Origin of the sequence: Parabacteroides sp. AF48-14 (assembly GCF_003477465.1) — a bacterium.
Classification (GTDB): domain Bacteria; phylum Bacteroidota; class Bacteroidia; order Bacteroidales; family Tannerellaceae; genus Parabacteroides; species Parabacteroides acidifaciens.
On record NZ_QUDI01000043.1, the window covers coordinates 16,138 to 39,342 of the forward strand.

Below are 23,205 nucleotides of genomic sequence, written 5' to 3' on the forward strand. Positions count from 1 at the left end.
CGAATAAATTGGTAATCTCCAACATTTAAGGCTGATATTTACCAGGTAAAAGAGTATGTGTACTCCGATTGGTTTCCTGCGGCATCAGTCGCGGTCAGCTGGAGCGCGTGTTTTCCTCTTTCGAGCCGTTCCTTGTCGAAGTGATAGGTGATGACTGATTTGTTGTTCATTTCAAACAAAACATACTGCCCGTCTATCTCTCCCCGATATGTCTGCACGCCACTCAGGTTGTCGGACAGGCGGAATGTGAATGCCTGTTTGCTGATCCAGAGATTGGCGTTGAGCGGAGTGATGGTCGGCGCCTGCGTGTCTTGACTGATCGTATAGTTGCCTAATTCACGGATATCCGCATCTATCCAGCCGTTCCGGTAAGTGCCGCCTATCCAGGATTGACGGCCTTTCTGGATGCGTACGATGCCATATTGCTGTTTGTTTTCCAGTGTGTCGATCCGCAGACGCAGGGATAATTGCGCCGATTTGTGAATCGGGACAGAGCGGTTATGCAGGGTGTGTATATCGGCCAATTTCGTACTGTCTTCTTTCACGGAATAACGGAAATACAGGTCATCATACAGGTTGCCTTTCGGAAGGACTATCCGGATGCCTTTTGCTCCGAAACGGTTGTCTGCAACCCAATGGAACAGTTCGGTCCCTTCCATTTTGATTTCCGGTATTTCCTGTTCTTTGCCTTCTATCCAAATAGACAGTTGGGTGGTGTTGCCGAATACGTCGGCCAATGTATAGGTAAGATGATATGTTTTTTCTTCATCAATGTTGATGATTCCCCGGTTGGCGCTTTCGATAAAGCGGAGGCGGTTACCCGGCTCGACGAAACTGCGCATATAAAAGGAACGGTGCTCCTTCCACTCTTCGTAATCCACGTAGCTGTTCAGGAAACGTGTCTCGTCGAAGGCGAAGCGGTCCAGGTCGCTGTGATAGACAATCTGGCTGTCCAGCCGGAGGGTGATTTCTCTTACTCCGTATATATTGGTCGTGTTGTCCATGTAATCGTATGCTTTCACTGCGAGGCCTATTTCTCCCCAAGCTTCTATTTTGCCTGTGAGTGCCTGCTTGCCGTTTTTAGCTGTGACGGGTTTTAGCTCCAGTTTCCGTTTGCTGCCGTTCACAACGCCTTTGCCTTCTATCGGACAGACCAGGATGCCTTGTATTTTAGGGGAACGGGTGTCGGTATCTTCTCTTTGAAATATTCGATAGGGTCGAGGACTTCTTCGCTTTCTGTGTCGCGTACTTCGAAGTGCAGGTGCGGGCCGCCTGAGCCTCCCGTATTACCGCTGTAGGCGACTAATTCGCCTTTTTTGACCGGAAGCTGGTCCGGTGTGAGGAACAGGTTGACGTTGAAACTTTCCTGTTCGTACTGTTGGGTTTTGAGATATTCGGCGATGGGCGGGGCGAAACGTTGGAGGTGTCCGTAAACGGTTGTCGTCCCGTCGGGATGCGCCAGGTACAGACCGTTTCCATATCCCCAGGGACTGACGGAAATACGGGACACATATCCTTCCTGCACGGCATGGACCGCTTTTCCTTCTACCCCTTGTGTCTTAAAGTCTATTCCCGAATGAAAATGATTGTTTCTCAGCTCCCCGAAATTCCCGCTCAGCAGAATCGGAAGATCGAGCGGCTGCCGGAGTTGTTGGGCGCTGATTGTTTGTATGCAAAAGACAAGAATGGCGATATATAGTTTATACATATAATCATTTGATTTTAGAGTTTGAATTATCTTGTAGACAATTCCATATATCAGCGATGTGAATGGCGTCATTTTCTACGAAATAAATAATCTTGTAGCGTTTATGCTCAATAATGGCCCTATATTGCTTACTTCGTCCAGACAATTCCGGTTCCACAAATCCAAGTTGAGGATTGGTTGTAAGTAATTCAATGCTATGCATGATACCTTCGATGAATTTGTTGGCTGCTTTTTCTCCCATATGAGTCTCGAACCATTGTGCCAATTCAATGAATTTATCCGAAGCATCATTGTTCCAGCGAACAGTTAATGTTTCCATGATAGTTTCAGTTTTTCAATACGGTTTTTGACTTCATCGTGTGAAGTGTATATCCCTTTTTCAAATTCCGCTTCAGCACTATTTAACCGATTGATTTTTTCTTCGTGCGTATAGCAACATAAATCTGGACATTCCGCACTTTTGCTAAGCTTACGTATGTATTTTTCCAGATTTGCAATTGCTGTCTCCGTGTTGAGATTTAGAATCTCCTGGATGAGAATCGCTTTTCTTGCTTGTAATTCTATTGTAGTCATGTTTGTAACATTATAGTTGATTACAAAAGTAATAATTTATTTCGATAAAAGAAAGTCCGCGATTATAGGCAGGTGGTCGCTGTAGCCGCCTCGTATTTGAAGCCGTAGTAAGAGCGGAAAGGGCGTTCGCCGCGCCATGTTTTATCTTTGGTGAGCAGGAAGGGTGGTGAGAAGATGCGGGCGCTTCCGGGAACGAGGTGCATGGCAGCTGTCGTGTCGGCCAGGGCGGAAGAGACAATGATCTGGTCCAGTTGGCTCCATTCGCCCTGATATTTATGGCTGCCTGAAGGATGTGTCTTCCGTTCGGCGAAGAGATTGCACAGGCGGAGAAACGGATGCCTGTCCGTTTGGGATTCGATGCGCATGGAATCCGGAACGGATGCCCATCGGATTGGAAACGGATGCGCATCCAATATTTGCCGGATGCTGATGTCGTCCGGAGTGTCGTTGAAGTCTCCCATGATCAAGATATGCGGAGTGGGGTGGAGGGCGTAGACGGAATCGCATAACGACCGTAATGTGCGGGCGGCGTCGAAGCGATCCTGTTCACTCTCTTTCTCTCCTCCGTAGCGGGAGGGGAAATGGCAGACAAAGACGTCGAGACGGTCGCCGGTGAGGACTTCTCCCCATACGTGGAGGATGTTGCGGGTGTGCTTGTGTTGTTTCCGCGTGAAACGGACCGGCTGTTCGGCATGTCCCAAGTAACAGAACTTGTCCCGTTGGTAGAGCAGCGCCACGTTGATGCCGCGTGTGTCCTCTCCATGTGTCATGCAATAGCGGTAATATTGCTGACGGAGAGGTGTCTGGTGCAACAACCGGACAAGAACGGAGTCATTCTCCACTTCGCAAAGGCCGACCAGAGCCGGAGTGCTCCATTCGCCAGCGGCGGTGATCACTTTTGCCACTTGTTGCAATTTATGGTAAAACCGTCCACCCGTCCAGTGGCGGTTGCCGGAAGGAAGAAATTCTTCGTCGGCTGTCAGTGGATTGTCTTCCGCGTCGAACAGGTTTTCGACATTATAGCTCATCACCCGGAAATCCGTTTGCCCTTTTGAAGAGATAACGGACAGGAGCAGGATGAAAAACGTCATAGTTAAGATTCTGATCATATCGTTTTATTTTTCATCTTCTTCTTTCGGTACAAATTCGTATGCTCCGATATCCGGGCCGTCATTCGTGAGGCGGTTTACGCCGTAGCGGTCCACGGGATATTGTTGCGTAATGAAAATATCGGCTTTGCCTACGCCTAATGTCGTTGCCGAATCCGGACGGAAGTCGAAACGGTATTTATTCTTTTCACCGCCTTTCAGTCGGTAAGACGGGCTTGTCTTAGTGAACAGTACATCTTTGAACTGGTCGTTGTTGCTGCCCGATGTCTTGATCACGCAGTGGTTGAACAGGTAGTCGAACGAAGCGATGCCGTCGATAGACAAGTTCAGCTCTCCCTGGTGTTCCTTTTCGCCGGCACTGAAGCTGCCGTCAATGATGCAATTGTCGAAAGTCGCTTTCAGCGGATACGTCTCTTTTTGCGAATCGACTATTTTATTATTGGTCAGGGTCAGGCAAGGTTGCTCCCTTTTATTCAGTGTCATGAAATTAGCAAGCGTACAATGGACGAAATGGTATTCTCCTCCGATCAGGACCACGACACAGTCTTTCGCATTGGTCAGTTCCGTATTGCTGACTTCGATATTGCAGTTGATTGCGGAGAAGAGGTTCTCGCCCATATTCGTGATTTGGGAGTTGCTCAATTTCAGTTTGGATTCTTCCGGAGAGGATTTCTCAAATGTGAGGCCGGTTTTTCCGTTCCGTACAATCACGTTGTCCATTATATTATTGTAGCTTTCCGGACGGAAGAAGATGCCTCCCCATTGGGATGGCGTGCGGTCGTAAGGCAAGACGTCGTCCAAAATGAAATCCAGGCGGTCTCCCCGGAACAGGATCGGCTGTTCGCGTGTCCCTTTGGCGAGCAAAGTCCCATAGGTGATGATCTTTGCCGCGTCGTGCATATAGAAGATGCATCCCGGGTCTATATTCAGCGTAACGTCGGGAGCAATCATCAGGCTGTCGTAAATCAGATAGGGGCGTTCGGCTGTGAAATGAGTGTCTTGTGTTAATGTTATCCCATTTTTATACAGGTTTACATTTTGTCCGTATGCTTCGAGGCGCACGGATTGTTTGATTCCGTTTGTTATAAAGATCACGGAATCGTCGATCAGCAACGGTTGGTTGGAGGCATTCGGATTGACTGTGACTTCAACAAAAACATACAAACTGTCTTGCGCCTGTATTCTTACATCCTGGAAATGGTCGCCTTTGCGGCCATCCACATTGATGCGGAAACCGGTCTCTTCACCGCTTGCCAGCATGATTTCGCCGATCATCAACGGTTGGTCGTTACGGTTATAGATCATGAACTCTTTGGTTGCGGAACCTATTGTCGTAAACACCGTATCAAAAGAGAGCGTGTCTGCCGAGAAGCTCAGTTGGTGGTTCGGATTGGTTGAATAGTTTTCGTCCAGCCCGTCGCACGACAACAGGTTGAATACCATTAAAAATAGTATGAGTAACGGAGCGGCTAATCTTTTCATCTTATTCAATTTAATAATGTGGCAATATACCCATTCTGCTTCTACGTGTTGAGATATTGCCTGATTGTCATATTATGTTTTATGAAAACAAATTTATCATAAATAAGTTTTCACGTCTTAACATAAAAAAAGAGGAAAAACATCGGCGAAATGTTAATCCTCTTTTTATAACGGAAAATATACCGTTTTATTTTGCCGGGATGCTCTTTAATAATTCAAGCAGGTGCGACCACCACAAACCTACGGTATCGATCTGTATGCGTTCGTTGGGCGAATGCACGTCGCGAAGTGTCGGACCGAATGAAATCATATCCAGATTCGGATATTTTTCAAGGAACAGGCCGCATTCCAATCCTGCGTGGATCGCCATTATTTTGGCATCTTTATTAAACAGACGTTTGTAAGTCTCCTGAGCCACTTTCAGTATCTTAGAGTCCGGGTTAGGCGCCCATCCGGGATAACCGTCACCGTGAGTAACTACTGCATCTGCCAGTTTGAATACGGATGCTACCTGGTTGGCAATCATGTTCTTGCAGGATTCGATCGAACTGCGCTGGCTTGTTCCTACGATAATCGTATCGTCCGGTCCTATCTTGACAGAGGCCAGGTTGGTAGAGGTTTCAACCAATCCTTCGATATCATGCTCATGCCGATTACGCCGTGCGGACAGGCGTGCAGGGCCCAGATCACTTTGTCTTTCCATGCGTTGCTGATGCATTTTTCCGGCTGTTCGGTCGATTCCATGGAAATACGAACGTTCGGGTCTACATGCTTCAGCTCGTTTTCGATGTCTGCCGTATAATGGTTGAGCAGGACACGTGCCGTTTCCTTATCATTGGGCGACAAGCCGATTACGGCATGCGCTTCACGGGCGATTGCGTTACGCAGGTTGCCTCCGCTGATCGAGCAGAGTGTGAAATCGACCTGTGCACCTAACAGATACAGATAGCGTACCAGCACTTTATTGGCATTCCCCAATCCTTTATGGATTTCACCACCGGAGTGTCCGCCGTTCAAGCCTTTCACGTCGATGATGAAATACTGCATGTTCGGATTTGTCGGTTGTGATTCGTAGTGGAAAACTGCCTGCGTGTCTTTACCTCCGGCGCAACCCATAAAGATTTCGCCTTCGTCCTCGCTGTCGAGGTTTAACAGGATGTCACCTGTCATAAAGCCTTTTTCGAGAGCTTTTGCTCCGGTTAGCCCGGTTTCTTCGTCAATCGTGAAGAGGCATTCGATCGGACCGTGTTCGATATCATCGGAAGCAAGGATTGCAAGCTCGGCAGCGACACCGATGCCATTGTCGGCTCCTAACGTCGTCCCGTTGGCACGAAGCCAATCGCCGTCAACGATTGTTTCGATCGGATCGTTGTCGAAATCGTGGGCAGTCCCGTTATTTTTTTCGCATACCATATCCATGTGTGACTGCAGGACTACTGTCGGCAGGCTTTCTTTTCCGGGGGTTGCCGGTTTTGACATCAGGATATTGCCTACGGCATCTTTCTTGATTGCTATTTTATACTGTTTGGCGAATGATTCGAGAAATTCGATCATTTTTCCTTCCTTCTTTGAAGGACGGGGCACTTGTGTTACTTGGTGGAAGAACTTCCAGACGATCTCAGGTTTTAAATCAGTAATCTTCATAATGTTACAATATATTATAGATGCTACTCTATAGTTAATAATACCGCTATAAACAGAGTTCGGTATGAAAAAAAGTACAATTAAATACCAAAAACATACTTTCCAATCACTTAAACTCTTATATTTGCGTCCACAAATATAGAGAAAATGCTTGCAACGTTATTGATTACGGTCATAATTCTTGTTATTTGTGTTGTGTTGCTCAGTGTAAAAGTCCTTTTCAAAAAAGGAGGAAGATTTCCCAATACACATATCGAGGGTAACGCGGCACTAAGGGAAAAGGGTATATGTTGTGCTAAAACCCAGCATAGGCGGGATAGTATGCAGAAGAATCTATATGATAAGATAAAAGAAATAGAAGAATAAAATAAATAAAGATTTAATTTACACTTTATGAAGAACATTAACTACGTAATTAATGGTGTGCTCGCGGTGGCTGTCATAATTTTGTTCGTTATGCAGTTTTCCGGAAAAAAAGAATCCACAGTAACTCCGGCTTTTACAACGGAGGGAGATTCTACTAATTTGCTTCCTGTAGCATATGTAAATGTAGACTCTCTTTTATCGAATTACAATTATTCAAAGGATTTGAATGAACGTATTCTCAAAATGCAGGAAGATTATCGTTTAGATATGACCCAGCGGTCAAATGCTTTACGGACTGAATTGAATGATTTTCAGCGTAAATATGAAGCAAATGCTTTCCTGACTACGGAAAGAGCTCAACAGGAAGGAAACCGTTTGCAGAAAAAGCAGCAGGAACTTCAGGATTATGCAGCAAAGAAAGAACAGGAGTTGGCAACCAAGCAGATGGAACTGAACGGACAACTTCGCGATACGATCGTTGCACAGTTGACAGCTTACAACCAGACAAAAGGGTACCAGATTATTTTCAGCAATACAATGGGTGACAATATTTTGTTGGCGAACCATGCGTATGATATCACAGCTGAATTTCTTGAAGTGTTGAATAAGAACTATTCTTCCGCCAAGTAAGATATAAAAAAGGCGTTTAAAGTCTGAAACAAAAAAAGCCGGAGTTGAAACGACTCCGGGCTTTTTTTGTTTGTAGGACTTAGGGTATTCTCTTCCTGACTTTCTTTTTGATCCAGAAATAGTAACCTGTTATGGCAAAGACTGCTCCGAGGAATGAGACCAGGCAACTTAATATCCGGGTCGTCATGCCTCCCCATGTTCCGGCATGAACGGAGTAGATCCATCCTCTGATCTTCCCTGATTTGGGAAGGTCCTTATACAATTGGATGTCGGTTATCTTTCCGGTAGCCGGATCGAATGAATAACGGTCACTACCTCTTGTATTCCCGTAATTGGCAGTAGAGACTGTTGCCGAGCCCTTCTGGAGCGTAATCGAGTTGTATTTCGGATAACGGCTTTGCAGTTCGGATAAGACTTCATCCCATTGGAGATAATCCACCTTTTTCTGTTGTCTCCCTTCTCTTTCGGAAGAGTTTGAATGTCCTCGGGCTGGAGCTTCTTTTGACGTAGACGGGGCCGACGCATGAGCCTGCTGCGTCTGGTTTGTGCTGACGCCGAACGCGGTGTAAAATGCATCACGATACCAACCGAACGACCACGTTAATCCTGTCAACGAAAGGGTAAGCAGGAGCAGGGCTGCATAAAAACCTCCTGAAACATGCAGGTCGTAGAAGAAGCGGAACCAGCCGGTTTTTGTCTTTATTTTCAACCGGTTCTTCAGTACTTTCCTGTTTCGCGGATACCAGATGACAAGTCCGCTGATGATGATGATTGCCAGTGCCAGCGTCGAATAGCCGACAATTGCTTTTCCCCAGGCAAAGCTGCCGTCGCGTTTGTATTCATCGAGTAACCAACGGTGGAGGCGCATCATTTTCATGAAGAACCCTTTGCCATCGTCTATTCCGGTTATTTCTCCCGTATAAGGATTGATAAAGCAAGCTGCTTTTTTCCCGGGTAAGATCAATTGGCTGGTCCGCTCAGGATCGGCGGAAATCCGTATGCCCGTTATCTTTATGGAGTCGGGCAGCTGTTGCCGGGCTGCATCCATTAATGCAGCCGGCGACAGCGGTTCCCCTTTTACCTCTTTTACGAAATAGCGGGAGGGATAGCAGAACTCCAGTATCTCCGTTTCAAATACCAGGATCGACCCTGTCAGGCAGACAATCGCAATGATGATACCGAAAGGAATCGATAACCAGAGATGTATTTTTGCAAAGACTTTTTTCATTTCAATTTACCGATACCGGATATTTGAGTTGCTTTTACCGTTACACCCTTCGTTGCACTGGCATTTGCCGGATTGATTTTATAGATAGCCGGGTCTCCGTCGGTCAAGGTCACTGCAATGTAAGCGTTGCCGTTCTCGATATGCGGTGTACTGCCGAAGCCTGAGATCAGGTCTGATGAAGGAAGGCCGGTGACGTAGGTCAGCTTTTTGTCGCCGGCTTTGAATACAGCCAATTGATTTGCCGTATAACCGGTTTCGCTGAAGGGGCGGTCGTACATCAGCAAGAGGAAGTAATCTTCCGTGATATGCCAGCTGCGGAGGAATGATTTTCCGTTGCTTTGCTCTTCGATATTGCAATAATAATCGTCGAAGTCTTCGCTTCCGCTCGGGATGCGGACTACACCGGCCGGCAGTTTGGTTTGCTGGCGCGGATCAGTCATGGTCTTGGCGTATGAGGGAGAGAAGACGTAAATGTCGCCATTGTCAGCTGCCCAGATCATCTGGTAGTATTGAGATTTGAAACGTCCGCAAGCATAGCTGATTTTACCGGTCTTGATGATCTTCTTCGTCGCGAATGTCTCGTCGTTGAAGATTGCCACCCAGCAGGAATCGGGGTATTGTGTCCACAACAATTCGTCTTTTTCGTAGGCGCTGCTGTTTGAGCCTCCGGATTCGGTTTTAACCAGGTCTTCGTTGCCCGGCAAGATCCATTTCCCGTTTCCGTCTTTCGTTCCGTACTGGCTCAATCCCATCGGGACTGCCACGCTGTAAATCTTGCTGTTGTGTTCCAAGATGCCCGCCAGTGTCACGTACTCGCCGTTGCCCAGAAAGTTCTCGGACAGAAAGTTCTTATCCTTTGTATCGTTGTCTGTCTTCGTCTCGGCTGCCACGTCCAGGCATGAAACCAGGAACGACTGAGGCACGTAGCCGTTTTCGTCCGCCCATTCCGTAGGACCGTCGCCCGATGAGAGGGTCATGATATACTTGTCGTAAATGCCGTAGGTTGTGAACCGCTTCACCTTATAGCTCTGTGAACGTGTCTCCAGTTTGCCATCTGCATTCAGGACATACGAACGGGTGTCTCCGGCGTTGCCCTGGTTGTAAGTCAAACCATATAGATACTGATCTTTGTAGAACACCCATTGTGTCGCACCGTCATTGACGAGGCCGTTATTTTGTGTTGTGATCGTTCCTTCGTCTATGCTTTCGGCTGTTAGCAGGACATTGGTCGTATTTCCGGAAGCCGTAACGGAAGCCGGGATGATGAATGCGCTTTGTGCATCGCCTGTTCCCGGTCCCGGGTTGGGTGCCGGAATCTCGTTGTCGCTACAGGAAATAAACATGCCGCCTGCCAACAGGGCAGAGGTGATACCGATGAGTAAATGATTCTTTTTCATCTTGTAAATGTATTTATATTTAGTAATTATGATAATGAATTAATTTCCGAAGTAAACTCTTACTTTGCCGTAGAAAGCACGTCCGGCTCTCTGCAAACTGAAGTTGTCGTACAGGTCTTCATTTGTGAAGTTGCGGCATTCGAATGACAGGTTGTACCGCCCGTTCTGAAGGCTGTAAGAAAGAGACAGGTTATGAGAGAACTGGTTGGGCACCACATAGTCGTTATTTTGTGCTCCGATGGCGGAAGAATAGTAAGTGAAACGATGCAGGTACTGATTGTCGTAGGTAACGGTCAGCACATTGCCCTTTTTCCAGAGGTTGCGCCAGTAGAACGATACATCCGAATCCGCAAAGCGGTATGGCAGGTTCGGCATCCGTTCCCCATAGGCCAGGTTTTCGGCACTGCTGGAAATGGAGGTTTTCATCCTGTCGCGCACGTCCATCTGGGTAAAGTTACCTCCGACACTCACCCAATTGGCGAAGTTGTAACGGAGGGAGAGATTGAAGCCTTTAGTCTCCACTTTGCCGTAGTTGATGTAAGTGGCGGCCTGTTTGCCACCGCTCAGGTCTGTGATGTTGCGTTGGATATAATCTTTTGTATTGCGGTAAACGACTCCGCCTTCCACATATATGGAATGCTTGCCGAATGTTTTGTTGTAGCTCAGGTTGAGGTTTACGTTGTCGCTGTTCTCCGGTCTGATGCCTAACTCGCCCATCTCCAAATCTTCGTCGCCGAACATTTCTTCGATGGTCGGCAGGCGGTAAGCTTTCTCGTAAGACAATTTTGCCTGCAGGCCGGTCAGGATGAAATAAGTTCCGGCCGCCCCGTATCCGAATGAGTTGACGGTACGGCTGTTCCGGATATATTCATCTTGTGCGGAGGAAGTAGCCATCGGACCGGCTACAAACTGGTTGTAATATTTTCCGAATGCGGAGAAGTTCCAGTGCTCGGATGGCATCAACCGGTAAGACAAACCGGATATATTCTTTCGGGTTTCTTTGGCAATGGCACTTTTCATCTCTTCTGCTGCGAGCAGGGAGGTGTTGGAACGGTGGAAGGTGTTCAGCACATGATTGAAGGTGAATGTGTGTATTCTGCCGATCCGGTAATTGAGGGTTATTGTTCCGTTCCAGTTGTTATTGTCTGCCCGTGAATACTGTCTGGACTGTTCTCCGGCGGAGTTCATCAGGTGTTTTTCTCCGCGCCAGTTGTATTCGTAGGAAGAGGTGTCCACATTTGTCGTCAGGTTTTTGTTGTAGTTGGCGGTCAACACCATGTCCAATCCTTTGGTGAACAGGTCGCGCTTGCCGTATTCCAATGACGGCATCAGCGAATGGCCTTTGCGGTGTTTCCGGCCGTACACGATTTCCTGGCGTACGCCGGTCTGTATGTCCTGGTACATATTCGAGTAGGTGAAACCGAAGATCAGGCGGTCCGCCCATTTCTTGTCTACAATGCCTAATTTGCCGATGACTGCCTCGTTGTGATATGTATCGTTGAAACGTTTTACACGCTCTTTCTTGCTTCTGTCGATACTTCCCGTTTCGAAGTTTTCTACCGGGGCGTTTACGTAATAGTCATTGTCCGAATAGTTCTGGAATGCATTGATCTCGTAAGTGAAACCGTTTTTGAATGTTTGCCCGAAATTTACATAGGATTTATGTGTGTTGAACGAGCCGTAAGAATAGGATGCATCCAGGAACCATCTGTCACGTTTTTTCTTGGTGATGATGTTTATTACACCTCCGATAGCGTCTGTCCCGAAGCCTACCGGGACAACACCTTTATATACTTCTATGCGCTCGGCAAAGTTTACAGGAATGTTGTTCAGCCCGAAAGAACTTCCCACACCTTCCTGCGGCACGCCGTCGATAAATATTTTGACATGCTTTCCGCTGAAGCCGTCCAGCGTAAGCTGTGTGTCCGAGCCGACACCGCCGGATTCGCGTACTTTCATTCCCGGCGCTTTAGCCAATGCGTCGCTCAAACTCCGGGTTGAGTTTTGCAGCTCTTTGGTGTCAAGCGCCACCGCATTGAAGGCTGAACGTTTCAGGCGGCTAACCCCGTTTGAGACAACGACAACCTCTTCCAACTCTTCTGTTTTAGGTGCGATTGTGATGTTTTGTTTCACTCTTTCACCCTCGATGAGCGTGACTTTTTTCTCCACCGTCTCATATCCGATGGCGGATATAATTAGTGTATAGTTGCCGGCAGGCGCTTTCAGATGGTAGATGCCTTGTTCGTTTGTCGTGACTCCATAGGTGGTGCCTTTCAGATAGACGGTAGCAAAATCTACAATTTCTTTTTCCGTCGATAATACTTTCCCGGAAACCATTGCCCTGTCCTGTGAATAGACAAATGCGGCTGGTAACAAGAGTATGAATAAAAAGGAAATCTTAAGAATCGTTGCTTTCAATTTATAAAGAGTTTTGTATCGTTAATAAAACGATGCAAAGGTCTTTATAAAAGGGAAGCGCATCAATCGCGGATTTTAGGTAATTTTACTTGTCTCTGTAATTATATTTTTGACAGTATTGTAACTATAAGTAGGTATTTTGTGTGGTACGGTCTCTTTTCTCCGGATACAGGAAAACCGTTATTCTTTTTTAGGGGCGACAAATGCTGTGTATAACTGCAACAGTGCTGAAATGGTCAGGCAGATCACCCATTCTTTCCGTCCGCTGAACATCAGTGCGGAGGCAAATATGCACAACAGTCCGGCAAAGATATTATAACGGTGGAGCCTGCGCCTGCGGAAATCCATCTCTTTAGTCGATATTGTCAGATAGCTGACGGCTATACCTGCAGCTCCTACGGCAAACAGATAAGGTGCGACAACAGGCAATGCCAGATATAATCCGGCTCCGGCGAGTAACAGGAGGGCGGAGATATTAAAAACGATTGTTCTTGCTTTTTCGTTCATTTACTTATTCTTGATAATATAGACATCCTCGTTTGGCTTCTTCATATAATATTCTTCCCGGGCAAAGCGTTCAAGTCCTTCCTTGTCGGTATGCAGATCGTTCAGCTTTTTGCTGTTGACTTCAATTTCTTTCTGATAATGTTTAATCTCTTTTTCCAGGCTGCGAATCCTTTCATCATAGGTATAACGTTTATACAAGCTGCTGTCGCCCATCGTAAAAGTCAGGGCAAGAAACAGAATCGTTATCAGCCAGTAGGCATTGATTCGAGATAGGTACTTATTATAAAAGTCTTTTATGCGTGACATCGGAATTGCTTTTTGCAAAGGTAAATAAAATTTTATCTGTATCTTTGTCTTATTAATAAAAAAGCAGAGAATGGATAATTATATTGTATCGGCAAGGAAATATCGTCCTTCTACATTCCGTAGCGTGGTGGGACAGAAGTCTTTGACTACTACTCTTAAAAATGCAATACAAAGTAACAAGCTGGCTCATGCCTATCTCTTTTGCGGTCCGCGCGGAGTCGGCAAGACCTCTTGTGCCCGTATCTTTGCCAAGACAATCAACTGTCTGAATCCGACTGCCGACGGAGAGGCCTGCAACGAATGCGAATCGTGCAAGGCTTTCAATGAACAGCGTTCGTATAACATACATGAACTGGATGCCGCTTCCAATAACTCGGTGGACGATATACGCTCGCTGATTGACCAGGTGCGTATTCCGCCTCCAATCGGAAAATATAAGGTGTTTATCATCGATGAGGTACATATGCTGAGTTCGGCAGCTTTCAATGCGTTTCTGAAGACGTTGGAAGAACCGCCCCACCATGCCTTGTTTATCCTGCTACGACGGAAAAACATAAAGTCTTGCCAACCATCCTGTCACGTTGCCAGATATACGACTTTTCGCGTATCTCGATTGCCGATATGGTGGAGCATCTGGAGTATGTCTCTTCTTGTGAAGGAGTGACGGCTGAACCGGAAGCCCTGAATGTGATTGCGCAAAAGGCGGACGGCGGTATGCGTGATGCCTTGTCTATCTTTGACCAGGTTGTCAGCTTTACGAATGGTAACATTACCTATCAGGCGGTGATCGATAACCTGAATGTGCTGGATTACGAATACTATTTTCGTTTGACGGATGCCATGCTTTCGGGAAATGTCCGTTCCGCTATTCTGATATTGAATGATATTTTAAGCAAAGGCTTCGACGGGCAGAATATTATAACGGGGTTGGCATCGCATTTCCGCGATTTGCTTGTATGCAAGGATGAATCGACTTTGATTTTGTTTGAGGTAGGAGCATCCATACGCGAACGTTATAAGGAAATGGCAAAACGTTGTCCGGATCAATTGCTGTTCAAAGCGATTGAACTGGCTAACACCTGCGACCTGAATTACCGCGCCAGCCGGAATAAACGGCTGTTGCTGGAGTTGACGCTTATCCAACTTTGCCAATTGAGCAGTACCGGACAACCGGTCGAGGATAAAAAAAAAGGCCTGATTGAACCGATTGCCTCTAATGGGCAGGCTCCTGTCCAGCCGCAATCCCAACAGGCAGCCGGTCAGACTTATACCGTGCAATCGGCTCCCCCTTTGCAGAAGCCCGTACAGTCTCCGCAGGAAATGACAGGAGCTATACCTCGTCAGCAGGTTGTCTCCACCCATGTGCCGCCTTCGTCAGCTATTCCGCAAGCGCCTCCCGCCACCGCTCCGAAAAGAGTGGCGCGTCCGCCGCAATTCGGAACATCCATAAAGGAGATAGGAGTGGAGCATCCGAAGGCACAGTCTGCCACACATGTGGAAACTGTCGTGCAAGAGATGCAGAGCCCGTTCAGCCAGGAAGCCTTGGTGCATTATTGGGATGCGTTTGCCGCTTCTATCGATAAGAAAGTCTATCTGAAGAATACGATGATCAACTGCAAACCGGTTTTGCAGGATAATTATTATTTTGAGGTCTGTGTGCACAATCCCGGACAACAGGACGAATTGACGAATAACTGTATTGATATTTTGAGCTATTTGCGGGGGCAGTTGAAGAATACCCGTATCCAGATGCGCGTCCGTATAGACGAAACGAACCAGAAGCATCTGGCCTACACATCCGCTGAAAAGTATGAGCATTTATTGAGTATAAATCCGGTTTTGGCTAAGTTGAAGGATGAGTTTAATCTGACGCTCGATTAATTGAAAGTTGAGAATTGAAAATTGAAAATTAGCTTCGCGCTCTTATCATTTTCAATTTTCAATTCTCAATTTTCAATTACTTACATTTCCCGGATCCAAACATTACGGAAACTGATCGGTTCGCTCGGATCTCCGTGTGACTGCAAGCGGATCGGACCTGCACCATGTTTGATTACTTTCGGGAAGCCGACATATTCCGTAGTTCCCAGGATAGTCGTATTGTTTTGCAGTACGATACCGTTCTGGATCACTGTTACATGAGGCGGAACGCGGTAAGTTCCGTCTTCCTTGAAGATCGGTGCGGTATAGATAATGTCATATACATTCCATTCACCCGGTTTGCGCATAGCGTTTACCAAAGGAGGAGTCTGTTTGTAAACACTACCGGTTTGTCCGTTTACATACGTTTCGTTGTCGTAGCAATCCAATACCTGGATTTCATACATATCTTGCAGGAAGATACCGCTGTTTCCACGTGCCTGGCTTTTTCCGCTTATGTTTTTCGGTACACACCATTCGATATGCAATTGGAAATTCTCAAATTTTTGTTTTGTCTGGATGTCTCCTTTTTCCTTATTGACTGTAAAAGCTCCGTTCTTTACAGTCCATTCAGCCGGACCGCCTTTCGGTGTTTCCCACGCTGAAAGATCTTTGCCGTCAAATAGAACGATAGCGTCTGAAGGAGCGCTGTTCGTCTTTATGTCACCCGGAGTGACGATTTTCGGTTGCGGTGTCCAGTATTCGGACATACCGGGTCTCATCTTTTCTTGTTCGGGATACTGTTTTTGTGCACTTGCACTGATACAGGCTGTACAAGCCAAGGCGGCCAGAGCCGTCTTCATTGTAATGCTTTTGTTCATGGTCTAAATATTTTATATGGTTTAGAATTTATTAGTTGCAAATGTATAAAAAACGCAATACTATAGTTCCCATATTGCCGTTTTTTTATGGAATCATTTAAAAATGTCCTTTATTGTTTATGGTTGAACAGCCTTTGTTCGGCTAACTGCTCATATTTTGTACCCGGACGGCCATAGTTACAATACGGATAGATACTGATACCGCCGCGAGGGGTAAAGATTCCGGTGACCTCGATATATTTCGGGTCCATCAGGCGTATCAAGTCTTTCATGATGATATTGACACAATCTTCATGGAAGGCTCCATGACTGCGGAAACTGAACAGATACAGTTTAAGGCTTTTGCTTTCCACCATTTTCACGTCGGGAATATAGTCGATATAGATCGTGGCAAAGTCCGGTTGTCCCGTGATAGGGCAAAGGCTGGTGAACTCCGGGCAGTTGAAACGTACCCAATAGTCATTTCCTTGATGTTTATTGGTAAAAGCTTCCAACACTTCCGGTGCATAATCTTGCTTGTAGACCGTTGAACCGCCCAAGAGATGCAGTTCGTTTTCTTCTTTTCTTGTATCCATACTATTTACCTTTTCTCTCTATATATTTTTTTAATCCTTCATTGCGCAATTTGCAGGCAGGGCAATGGCCGCAGCCTTCGGCTATAACGCCATTGTAGCAGGTGAGGGTTTGTGTCCGTACGAGGTCGAATACGCCTAACTGGTCGGAAAGTTCCCATACTTCGCTTTTATCGCGGTTCATCAACGGGGTATGGATTACGAATTGTTCATCCATCGCGAGGTTTAGCGTGACGTTAAGGGAACGCACAAACGTATCGCGGCAATCGGGATATCCGCTGTAGTCGGCTTCCGAAACGCCTGTTACCAGGTTGAAGATTCCTTTGCAGCGTGCCAGGATGGCGGCGAAGGTGAGGAATACCATGTTACGTCCCGGAACGAACGTGTTCGGATAGCTGTCTGCCGGCTTTTCCTGATCCATCGCAATGTCGGTGTGGGTCAGCGAGCAGTTTGAATCTAACTGGCTGATCAACGATACATCCAATACTTGGAAGGGAACATGGGCGTTGGCTGCGATCTTTCGTGCAACCTCGATTTCCAGGGAATGTTTTTGTCCGTAAGTAAAACAAACGGCTTCTACGCGGGAAAAATGCTTCTTTGCCCAAAACAGGCAGGTCGTGGAGTCTTGTCCACCTGAGAAGCAGACCAAAGCGGCTTCTTGATGTTTCATATCTTTCTTGTTTTTAGTACGTGGTTTAGCAAGCACACGGAAAAGGAAACGTTCCTTTTCACTGCAAAGATACTTTATTAATTGAAAATTGAGAATTGAAAATTAAAAATTAGAGGACAAAAACGGCCTACCGGTTGCACAACTTTTGGGGTTTTGTGCTGCACATTCTTGTTAAAAGTGTGCAGTATTAGAAAAAAGTCTTTATCTTTGCCGCCGTTTATGCCCGGGAAGGCATAATAAATAAAGTATTAACAAATAAAGTTTTTATGAAGAAAGTTATCGCGTTAGCATGTCTTTCCATGCTTCCAATGACGTATGTGGCCGCAGAAGGCTATCAAGTAAATGCACAAAGTACGAAGCAGGCCGGTATGGGACATGTAGGTGTTGCTATGAAGTTGGGTGCGGAAAGCATGCACTTCAATCCTGCCGGATTGGCGTTTATGGAAAATAGTATAGACTTGTCTGCCGGTGTATCAGGCGTTTTTGCTACGGCAAAATATAAATCATTAACAGACGATTATTCTTTTGAAACGGATAATAAGGCCAGTACGCCTTTATATCTATATGCCGGATTTAAGATTTATGATAATCTGGCTGCCGGAGTGATGGTAAACACCCCGTTTGGCAGTGGCATCCATTGGGGAAATGACTGGAGAGGTTCACATCTGATCCAGGATATTTCTTTGAAAGCGTTTAATATACAACCTACGGTTTCTTGGAAAATCATGGATCGCCTGAGTATTGGAGCAGGTCTGATGATGGAGTTTGGTAATATCTCGCTGAATCGTTCACTGATTGCTCCGGGAGCCATGAGCGACTTGGCAAACAAACTGACGGCAGGCAATCCGGCTTTGGGCGCCATGATCCCTCAGGAGTTGAAACAAATTATGGCTAAATATGATAATATCTCGGCTGTTTCTGTCGGTTTGAAAGGTGATGCCGGTGTACGCTTGGGATATAATGTCGGAGCGATGTTCGATATTAACGAGAAGATTACTATCGGAGCTTCTTATCGTTCAAAGGTGATGGCTCGCGTTAAAGAGGGCGATGTTGCGTTAGATTATGCTAATGAGTTGGAGTTAAAAGGACTGCTACAGAAGGTAAACGGCTTGTTGGGAATGCTACCTCCGGGAACTCCAGGCGTGCCGGAAAAAATTGAAGTACCGGAACTGGATAAAGGAACTTTTTCAGCCGAACTGCCTTTGCCGAGTGTTTGGAGTGTAGGGATTACCTATTGTCCGACAAATCGCTGGACGCTTTCCGGTGAGGTTCAGGTAATTGGATGGAGTGCTTATGATGCACTAACGGTTAATTTCAACCCTACGGAAGAGTTAGGCGAATATGATATCAATGCTCCGAAGAAATATAAGAATTCCTGTATTTATCGTATCGGTGGCCAGTTTGCTGCTACCAACCGTCTGGATGTCCGTTTGGGTGTTTACTTGGATGAATCACCGGTTGAAAAGGATTATCTGAATCCGGAAACTCCGAGTATGAATAAATTGGGGTTGACAGCCGGTTTGAGTTTCCGTCCGTTGACAAACCTGTCTGTGGATGTCGCGTTCTCTTATGTAAGCGGCTTCGATCGTGACGGATCCTATACGGACCTTGACTTGCTGAAACAGCCGAGAACATTCGGTGGCAACTACGATACGGTGGCCTTAATGCCGGCTATCGGACTTTCTTATGCTTTTTAATCGATAAATATTATATCAGTGAAAAAGGGGGGGATGCTTTGCAATTCCCCCTTTTTTACATATCCTCTAATGAGAGGCATCGTTTTTCGATTTCATATTTAGCCAGAAGTTTGTGTTTGATGTGTTCGACTTTGGCGTCCAGCAGTTCCGGTTTAAAGTTTTTCTTCTGTCTTTTAACTTCGGCTATGACGGCCTTGTTTTTCTCCAGTTTCAAAGCAACGATATCAATCTCATTTTCCCCGTTTTTAACATCCCACCAGGAGCCGATAGCACGGTATTGGAAACTTTCCGCAAACTGTTGCTTGAAATAGAGTTCCAGGATTTTACCCGAATAGGTCGGATAGTCGGCTTTGACGATGGAACGTAGCCCCGTGAAGTTCTTGATCTCTATCAGCGAGCGGTTACGGTCGAAGTAGTTGAACCAGAAGCGGATGAAATTATCCGTAATCTCATAGCGGACGTTCTGTGTCCCTTCTTTTGCCAGAATAGGACGTTGGCGGGCAATAATATTATAGTCTTCAATTAGTCTTTTGAGCTGTCCTCCGATACTTTTGTTTCCTAATGCTGCTTCTATTTCCGGTTGTGTATTGATTCCTCCGGATATGGCGCTCAGGATAGAAAAATATGTAGCGTAATTCTTTCCGAACTCCTCTATCAGCAGGTTTTTTCCTTCGTCGGTAAACGGAGAGTTTTCCCGTATCATGAAATCGATCATTTCCGTTACACTCAATGTTCTGTTGTCGCAGAACAGTTCGATGTACTTAGGGATTCCCCCTGTGAAGGCATAAAGTGCCAGCAGGTCGTCGTTTGTGTATTGGGGCCTGTAATCATGCATGATTTCTTTCAGGGTAGGAAGGTTGAAAGCCGAAAGTCTGATGATATTGTCGGCCCTGCCGAACAACGGTTCTTTGGACTGTTGGAAAATCTTTTGCATCAGGGAATATACCGAACCGGAGACAATCAGATTCATCTTCGACTTCAACCGGTATTGGTCCCATATATTCTGTAAGTCGCTATATACGGCTTCATTGATATTATAAAACTCCTGAAACTCGTCGATTACGAGGTTGAACGTTTTGGTCGTAGCCTGTTCCATCAGGAACTGGAAAAGCGAACGGAATGTTTTGATCCCATCCGGAACATAAATGTTTAGCGACTGTGTTATCATAGGAATAAATTCGGCACAAAGCGTCGCCTCATTCTTCCGCCCGACAAACAAATAGACAGTCGGTGTCTCTTCAACAGCCTTCATGATCAGACTCGTTTTCCCAATACGCCTCCTGCCTGTCACTACGGTCAGCCGCGAATGATCCGTGAATGATAAGTCTTGTATGCGCTGTAGCTCAGCTAATTCGTTTGTCCGGTTGTAGAATTTCATATATATATTGTGTTTTGTTACGGTGGTAACAGTTACGGTGGTAACAAAGTTACGGAAGAATGTTGGGATTACCAAATAGTACGGGGAGCTGCTATGGAGGTAATTCGGTTTTTTATACTGATTTGATGACATAAACAACAAAAGGTTGTCCCCCTTTGAAGGAGAACAACCTTTTTTATTTTGGATCGGATCGTTTCGATTATAACTGAATCCAGCGAACGTAAGCGAAGTCCATGCGGTGAGGCAATTCTTTGTTTACAGGGTAAACGCGGAAACCGATTTTGTGGAGACCTGCTTCGCTCGGGTTTGTTTTCAGTTCGAAGAACAGTTTGGAACCTTCTTCTTTTTTCAGTTTGAAATGTTCGACGTACAGCAGTTCCAACTGGTGGGTGTCAGAGTTTTCTTTGGTAACAACCATATCTACACCTAACATGCCTTGCAGTTCGTGGCGGTCGATGACCAGGTTGAATGTGTATTCTTTTCCTACTACCGGACCATCGATAGACAAATCCTGAGAGCTTGTAAACGATTCTACCTGGAAGCTATCCCAATGTTCAACCACTTCTTCTTTCCATGCTGCAAGAGATTTTGCTTCAGCAAAGTCATTTTCGCGCAAGTGGGCGGAACGGGTTGCCAGTTTGTCATAGAAACGGCTGATGTAATCGTCCAACATACGTTTCATTGTATAGTCAGGAGCGATTTCAGACATGGAGTTCTTGATGTACTGGATCCATTCGGGAGAGTATCCCTTACTGTTCTTTGCATAGTAAGTCGGGATGATCTGTGTCTCCAGTGTATGGTAGATTGTTGCAGCATCCAACTGATCCTGGTACTGCTGGTTTTCGTAAGTACGCTTGTCGGTCAAAGCCCAACCTGCACCTTCTTTATAACCTTCATACCACCATCCGTCTAATACGGAGAAGTTCAGAACACCGTTCATTTCTGCCTTTTCACCAGATGTACCGGATGCTTCCAAAGGACGTGTCGGAGTGTTCAACCAAACATCCACACCTGCAATCAGGTGACGGGCCAGACGCATATCGTAGTTTTCCAGGAAAATAATCTTTCCTAAGAATTCCGGACGGCGTGAGATTTCGACAATGTGCTTGATCAAGCCTTGTCCACCACCGTCAGCCGGGTGAGCTTTACCTGTGAATACGAACTGGATCGGGTATTTTTCGTTGTTTACGATCTTAGCCAGACGGTCCAGGTCTGTGAACAACAGGTGAGCACGTTTGTATGTTGCAAAACGGCGTCCGAAACCGATAATCAAAGCGTTCGGGTTGATCTTATCCAAGATGGAAACAACCTTTGCCGGATCGCCCTGGTTTTTCAGCCAGTTGCTCTTGTATTGATTCTTGATGTATTCGAACAGTTTGTTCTTCAGTCTCTTGCGGATTTCCCAGATTTCGTCGTCCGGTACGTTCTGGATGGCTTCCCAGTATTTCTTGTTAGACTGGTCTTTGAAGAATTTCTTGTCGAAATGTTCTGCGAAGAAACGTTTCCATTCCGTAGAAGCCCATGTCGGCATGTGTACGCCGTTTGTCACATATCCTACATGCAGTTCGTCGGGGAAGTAACCTTTCCATACCGGTGCGAACATACGCTGGGATACTTTTCCGTGCAACCAGCTTACACCGTTTGCTTCCTGGCATGTATTCAATGCGAATACACTCATGGAGAACTTTTCGTTCGACCCCGGGTTTTCACGTCCCATGTCGATAAACTCCTGCCAGCTGATACCTAACTTGCCGGGGAATTCACCCATGTAGCGGCCGAACAGACCTTCGTCGAAGTAGTCGTGACCAGCGGGAACCGGAGTGTGAACCGTGTACAGTGCAGAGGCGCGGACAACTTCCAGAGCCTGGTTGAATGTCAGACCGTCGTTCTGAATGAAGTCTACCAAACGCTGTGCGTTGATCAGGGCTGCATGTCCTTCGTTGCAGTGGTAGATCTGTTTTTTGATACCTAACTTGTTCAGCATCAGGATACCACCGATACCCAGCAGGTATTCTTGCTTCATACGGTTTTCCCAGTCGCCGCCATAGAGCTGGTGAGTGATAGAGCGGTCCCATTCGCTATTTTGAGGAATGTCCGTATCCATCAAATATAAAGGAACGCGTCCTACGCTTACTTTCCAGATGTGGGCATAAACGGTACGGCCGGGGTAAGGTACTTCCAGTACCATCGGTTCGCCGTTAGCCTGCATCACCTGTGTAAGAGGCAGTGCGTTGAAATTCTGCGGTTCATAGTTGGCAATCTGCTGTCCGTCCATAGACAGGGATTGGGTAAAATAACCGTAACGGTACAGGAAACCGACAGCAGTCAGGTCGATATTGCTGTCACTGGCTTCTTTCAGGTAGTCACCTGCCAATACGCCCAGACCACCGGAGTAAATCTTCAGAACGTTTGTCAAACCATATTCCATACTGAAATAGGCAACAGACGGTTTCGTCTTGTCCGGCTTAACATTTACATAATCCTTGAATATTGAGTAAGTAGCTTTGATTTCGGCCATCAGGACGTTATCTGCCAGAATTTCCTCAATACGTTTATAGGATAAGCTTTGAAGTAAAAGTACGGGGTTACCTTCTGTAGAGGCCCACAGTTCCGGGTCGATCTTACCGAATAATTTGGCTCCTTCATGGTTCCACACCCACCATAGGTTTGTTGCCATTTCGTATAATGGCTGTAATGGCTCGGGGAGCATAGAATGAGAATAAACATCTTTCCAAATCGGGCTGTTTGCGTTATTCGCTTTGATTTTCATTATTGTGAA

The 23,205-nt window shown here is 46.1% G+C and carries 16 protein-coding genes and 4 pseudogenes; 4 read left to right on the top strand and 16 right to left on the bottom strand.

What is annotated here, in order from left to right; translation table 11 throughout:
* Positions 1 to 38 precede the first annotated feature (38 nt).
* The 6 genes and pseudogenes from DW083_RS17540 to DW083_RS17565 form a co-directional block, all read right to left on the bottom strand.
* Positions 39 to 1,708: pseudogene (locus tag DW083_RS17540) on the bottom strand (peptidoglycan DD-metalloendopeptidase family protein).
* Between the two features lie 4 nt (positions 1,709 to 1,712).
* Entirely contained in the window at positions 1,713 to 2,027 is a 315-nt protein-coding gene (locus tag DW083_RS17545; protein WP_122333286.1) for a type II toxin-antitoxin system RelE/ParE family toxin, read from the bottom strand.
* On the bottom strand, positions 2,015 to 2,281 hold the full coding sequence (locus DW083_RS17550; RefSeq protein ID WP_115499856.1) for a hypothetical protein: 267 nt from the start codon (positions 2,279 to 2,281) through the stop codon (positions 2,015 to 2,017). Before DW083_RS17550 ends, DW083_RS17545 begins: the two co-directional genes overlap by 13 nt.
* Positions 2,282 to 2,317: 36 nt before the next feature.
* Positions 2,318 to 3,390, bottom strand: a pseudogene (locus DW083_RS17555) (endonuclease/exonuclease/phosphatase family protein).
* Positions 3,391 to 3,396: 6 nt separating this feature from the next.
* Positions 3,397 to 4,872, bottom strand: a complete 1,476-nt coding sequence (locus DW083_RS17560; protein ID WP_115499854.1) for a hypothetical protein — start codon at positions 4,870 to 4,872, stop codon at positions 3,397 to 3,399.
* Between the two features lie 187 nt (positions 4,873 to 5,059).
* Positions 5,060 to 6,516 (bottom strand): annotated as a pseudogene (locus tag DW083_RS17565) (aminoacyl-histidine dipeptidase).
* Positions 6,517 to 6,663: 147 nt separating this feature from the next.
* Between DW083_RS17565 and DW083_RS23100 the strand changes: the two are divergent.
* Together DW083_RS23100 and DW083_RS17575 are read left to right on the top strand one after the other, a co-directional pair.
* Positions 6,664 to 6,882 carry a hypothetical protein gene (locus tag DW083_RS23100; RefSeq protein WP_115499852.1) on the top strand — a complete coding sequence of 73 codons (219 nt, stop codon included), beginning with the start codon at positions 6,664 to 6,666 and terminating at the stop codon, positions 6,880 to 6,882.
* Between the two features lie 27 nt (positions 6,883 to 6,909).
* A complete protein-coding gene (locus DW083_RS17575; RefSeq protein WP_115499851.1) occupies positions 6,910 to 7,512 on the top strand; it encodes an OmpH family outer membrane protein in 603 nt (200 codons plus the stop codon).
* A gap of 79 nt (positions 7,513 to 7,591) precedes the next feature.
* On the opposite strand, the gene DW083_RS17580 is transcribed toward DW083_RS17575, so the two are convergent.
* The 5 genes from DW083_RS17580 to DW083_RS17600 form a co-directional block, all read right to left on the bottom strand.
* A complete protein-coding gene (locus DW083_RS17580; protein ID WP_122333287.1) occupies positions 7,592 to 8,740 on the bottom strand; it encodes a PepSY domain-containing protein in 1,149 nt (382 codons plus the stop codon).
* The gene (locus DW083_RS17585; protein WP_122333288.1) at positions 8,737 to 10,137 is read right to left on the bottom strand and encodes a DUF4374 domain-containing protein; all 1,401 of its coding nucleotides are present in this window, start codon (positions 10,135 to 10,137) and stop codon (positions 8,737 to 8,739) included. The genes DW083_RS17580 and DW083_RS17585 overlap by 4 nt, the downstream gene beginning before the upstream one ends.
* Before the next feature lie 39 nt (positions 10,138 to 10,176).
* Positions 10,177 to 12,474, bottom strand: a complete 2,298-nt coding sequence (locus tag DW083_RS17590) for a TonB-dependent receptor domain-containing protein (protein WP_370039346.1) — start codon at positions 12,472 to 12,474, stop codon at positions 10,177 to 10,179.
* Positions 12,475 to 12,735: 261 nt separating this feature from the next.
* Positions 12,736 to 13,062 (bottom strand): hypothetical protein, encoded by a 327-nt coding sequence (locus DW083_RS17595; RefSeq protein WP_122333290.1) that lies wholly within the window; start codon positions 13,060 to 13,062, stop codon positions 12,736 to 12,738.
* Positions 13,063 to 13,368: a septum formation initiator family protein gene (locus DW083_RS17600; RefSeq protein WP_115499846.1), complete on the bottom strand. Its 306-nt coding sequence runs from the start codon at positions 13,366 to 13,368 to the stop codon at positions 13,063 to 13,065.
* Between the two features lie 70 nt (positions 13,369 to 13,438).
* Here DW083_RS17600 and DW083_RS17605 point away from each other — a divergent pair.
* Positions 13,439 to 15,249: pseudogene (locus tag DW083_RS17605) on the top strand (DNA polymerase III subunit gamma/tau).
* Positions 15,250 to 15,329: 80 nt separating this feature from the next.
* Here DW083_RS17605 and DW083_RS17610 read toward each other — a convergent pair.
* The 3 genes from DW083_RS17610 to queC form a co-directional block, all read right to left on the bottom strand.
* Entirely contained in the window at positions 15,330 to 16,109 is a 780-nt protein-coding gene (locus tag DW083_RS17610; RefSeq protein WP_115499844.1) for a DUF1080 domain-containing protein, read from the bottom strand.
* Between the two features lie 110 nt (positions 16,110 to 16,219).
* Complete coding sequence (gene queF, locus DW083_RS17615; RefSeq protein ID WP_115499843.1) at positions 16,220 to 16,684, bottom strand: preQ(1) synthase; 465 nt, start codon at positions 16,682 to 16,684, stop codon at positions 16,220 to 16,222.
* Position 16,685: 1 nt separating this feature from the next.
* Positions 16,686 to 17,351: a 7-cyano-7-deazaguanine synthase QueC gene (queC, locus tag DW083_RS17620; protein WP_122333291.1), complete on the bottom strand. Its 666-nt coding sequence runs from the start codon at positions 17,349 to 17,351 to the stop codon at positions 16,686 to 16,688.
* A gap of 266 nt (positions 17,352 to 17,617) precedes the next feature.
* Between queC and DW083_RS17625 the strand changes: the two genes are divergently transcribed.
* Positions 17,618 to 19,048 (top strand): OmpP1/FadL family transporter, encoded by a 1,431-nt coding sequence (locus tag DW083_RS17625; RefSeq protein WP_122333292.1) that lies wholly within the window; start codon positions 17,618 to 17,620, stop codon positions 19,046 to 19,048.
* A gap of 55 nt (positions 19,049 to 19,103) precedes the next feature.
* Here the strand turns inward: DW083_RS17625 and DW083_RS17630 are convergent, their stop codons facing one another.
* Positions 19,104 to 20,426, bottom strand: coding sequence for an ATP-binding protein (locus DW083_RS17630; protein ID WP_122333293.1), 1,323 nt, complete (start codon positions 20,424 to 20,426; stop codon positions 19,104 to 19,106).
* A gap of 199 nt (positions 20,427 to 20,625) precedes the next feature.
* Positions 20,626 to 23,196 carry an alpha-glucan family phosphorylase gene (gene glgP / locus DW083_RS17635; RefSeq protein ID WP_115499840.1) on the bottom strand — a complete coding sequence of 857 codons (2,571 nt, stop codon included), beginning with the start codon at positions 23,194 to 23,196 and terminating at the stop codon, positions 20,626 to 20,628.
* Positions 23,197 to 23,205 lie beyond the last annotated feature (9 nt).

Excerpts from the sequence above, each read along its gene's own strand:
- DW083_RS17545 (WP_122333286.1), bottom strand. The coding sequence starts at position 2,027 with ATGGAAACATTAACTGTTCGCTGGAACAATGATGCTTCGGATAAATTC.
- DW083_RS17550 (WP_115499856.1), bottom strand. The coding sequence starts at position 2,281 with ATGACTACAATAGAATTACAAGCAAGAAAAGCGATTCTCATCCAGGAG.
- DW083_RS17560 (WP_115499854.1), bottom strand. The coding sequence starts at position 4,872 with ATGAAAAGATTAGCCGCTCCGTTACTCATACTATTTTTAATGGTATTC.
- DW083_RS23100 (WP_115499852.1), top strand. The coding sequence starts at position 6,664 with ATGCTTGCAACGTTATTGATTACGGTCATAATTCTTGTTATTTGTGTT.
- DW083_RS17575 (WP_115499851.1), top strand. The coding sequence starts at position 6,910 with ATGAAGAACATTAACTACGTAATTAATGGTGTGCTCGCGGTGGCTGTC.
- DW083_RS17580 (WP_122333287.1), bottom strand. The coding sequence starts at position 8,740 with ATGAAAAAAGTCTTTGCAAAAATACATCTCTGGTTATCGATTCCTTTC.
- DW083_RS17585 (WP_122333288.1), bottom strand. The coding sequence starts at position 10,137 with ATGAAAAAGAATCATTTACTCATCGGTATCACCTCTGCCCTGTTGGCA.
- DW083_RS17590 (WP_370039346.1), bottom strand. The coding sequence starts at position 12,474 with ATGGTTTCCGGGAAAGTATTATCGACGGAAAAAGAAATTGTAGATTTT.
- DW083_RS17595 (WP_122333290.1), bottom strand. The coding sequence starts at position 13,062 with ATGAACGAAAAAGCAAGAACAATCGTTTTTAATATCTCCGCCCTCCTG.
- DW083_RS17600 (WP_115499846.1), bottom strand. The coding sequence starts at position 13,368 with ATGTCACGCATAAAAGACTTTTATAATAAGTACCTATCTCGAATCAAT.
- DW083_RS17610 (WP_115499844.1), bottom strand. The coding sequence starts at position 16,109 with ATGAACAAAAGCATTACAATGAAGACGGCTCTGGCCGCCTTGGCTTGT.
- queF (WP_115499843.1), bottom strand. The coding sequence starts at position 16,684 with ATGGATACAAGAAAAGAAGAAAACGAACTGCATCTCTTGGGCGGTTCA.
- queC (WP_122333291.1), bottom strand. The coding sequence starts at position 17,351 with ATGAAACATCAAGAAGCCGCTTTGGTCTGCTTCTCAGGTGGACAAGAC.
- DW083_RS17625 (WP_122333292.1), top strand. The coding sequence starts at position 17,618 with ATGAAGAAAGTTATCGCGTTAGCATGTCTTTCCATGCTTCCAATGACG.
- DW083_RS17630 (WP_122333293.1), bottom strand. The coding sequence starts at position 20,426 with ATGAAATTCTACAACCGGACAAACGAATTAGCTGAGCTACAGCGCATA.
- glgP (WP_115499840.1), bottom strand. The coding sequence starts at position 23,196 with ATGAAAATCAAAGCGAATAACGCAAACAGCCCGATTTGGAAAGATGTT.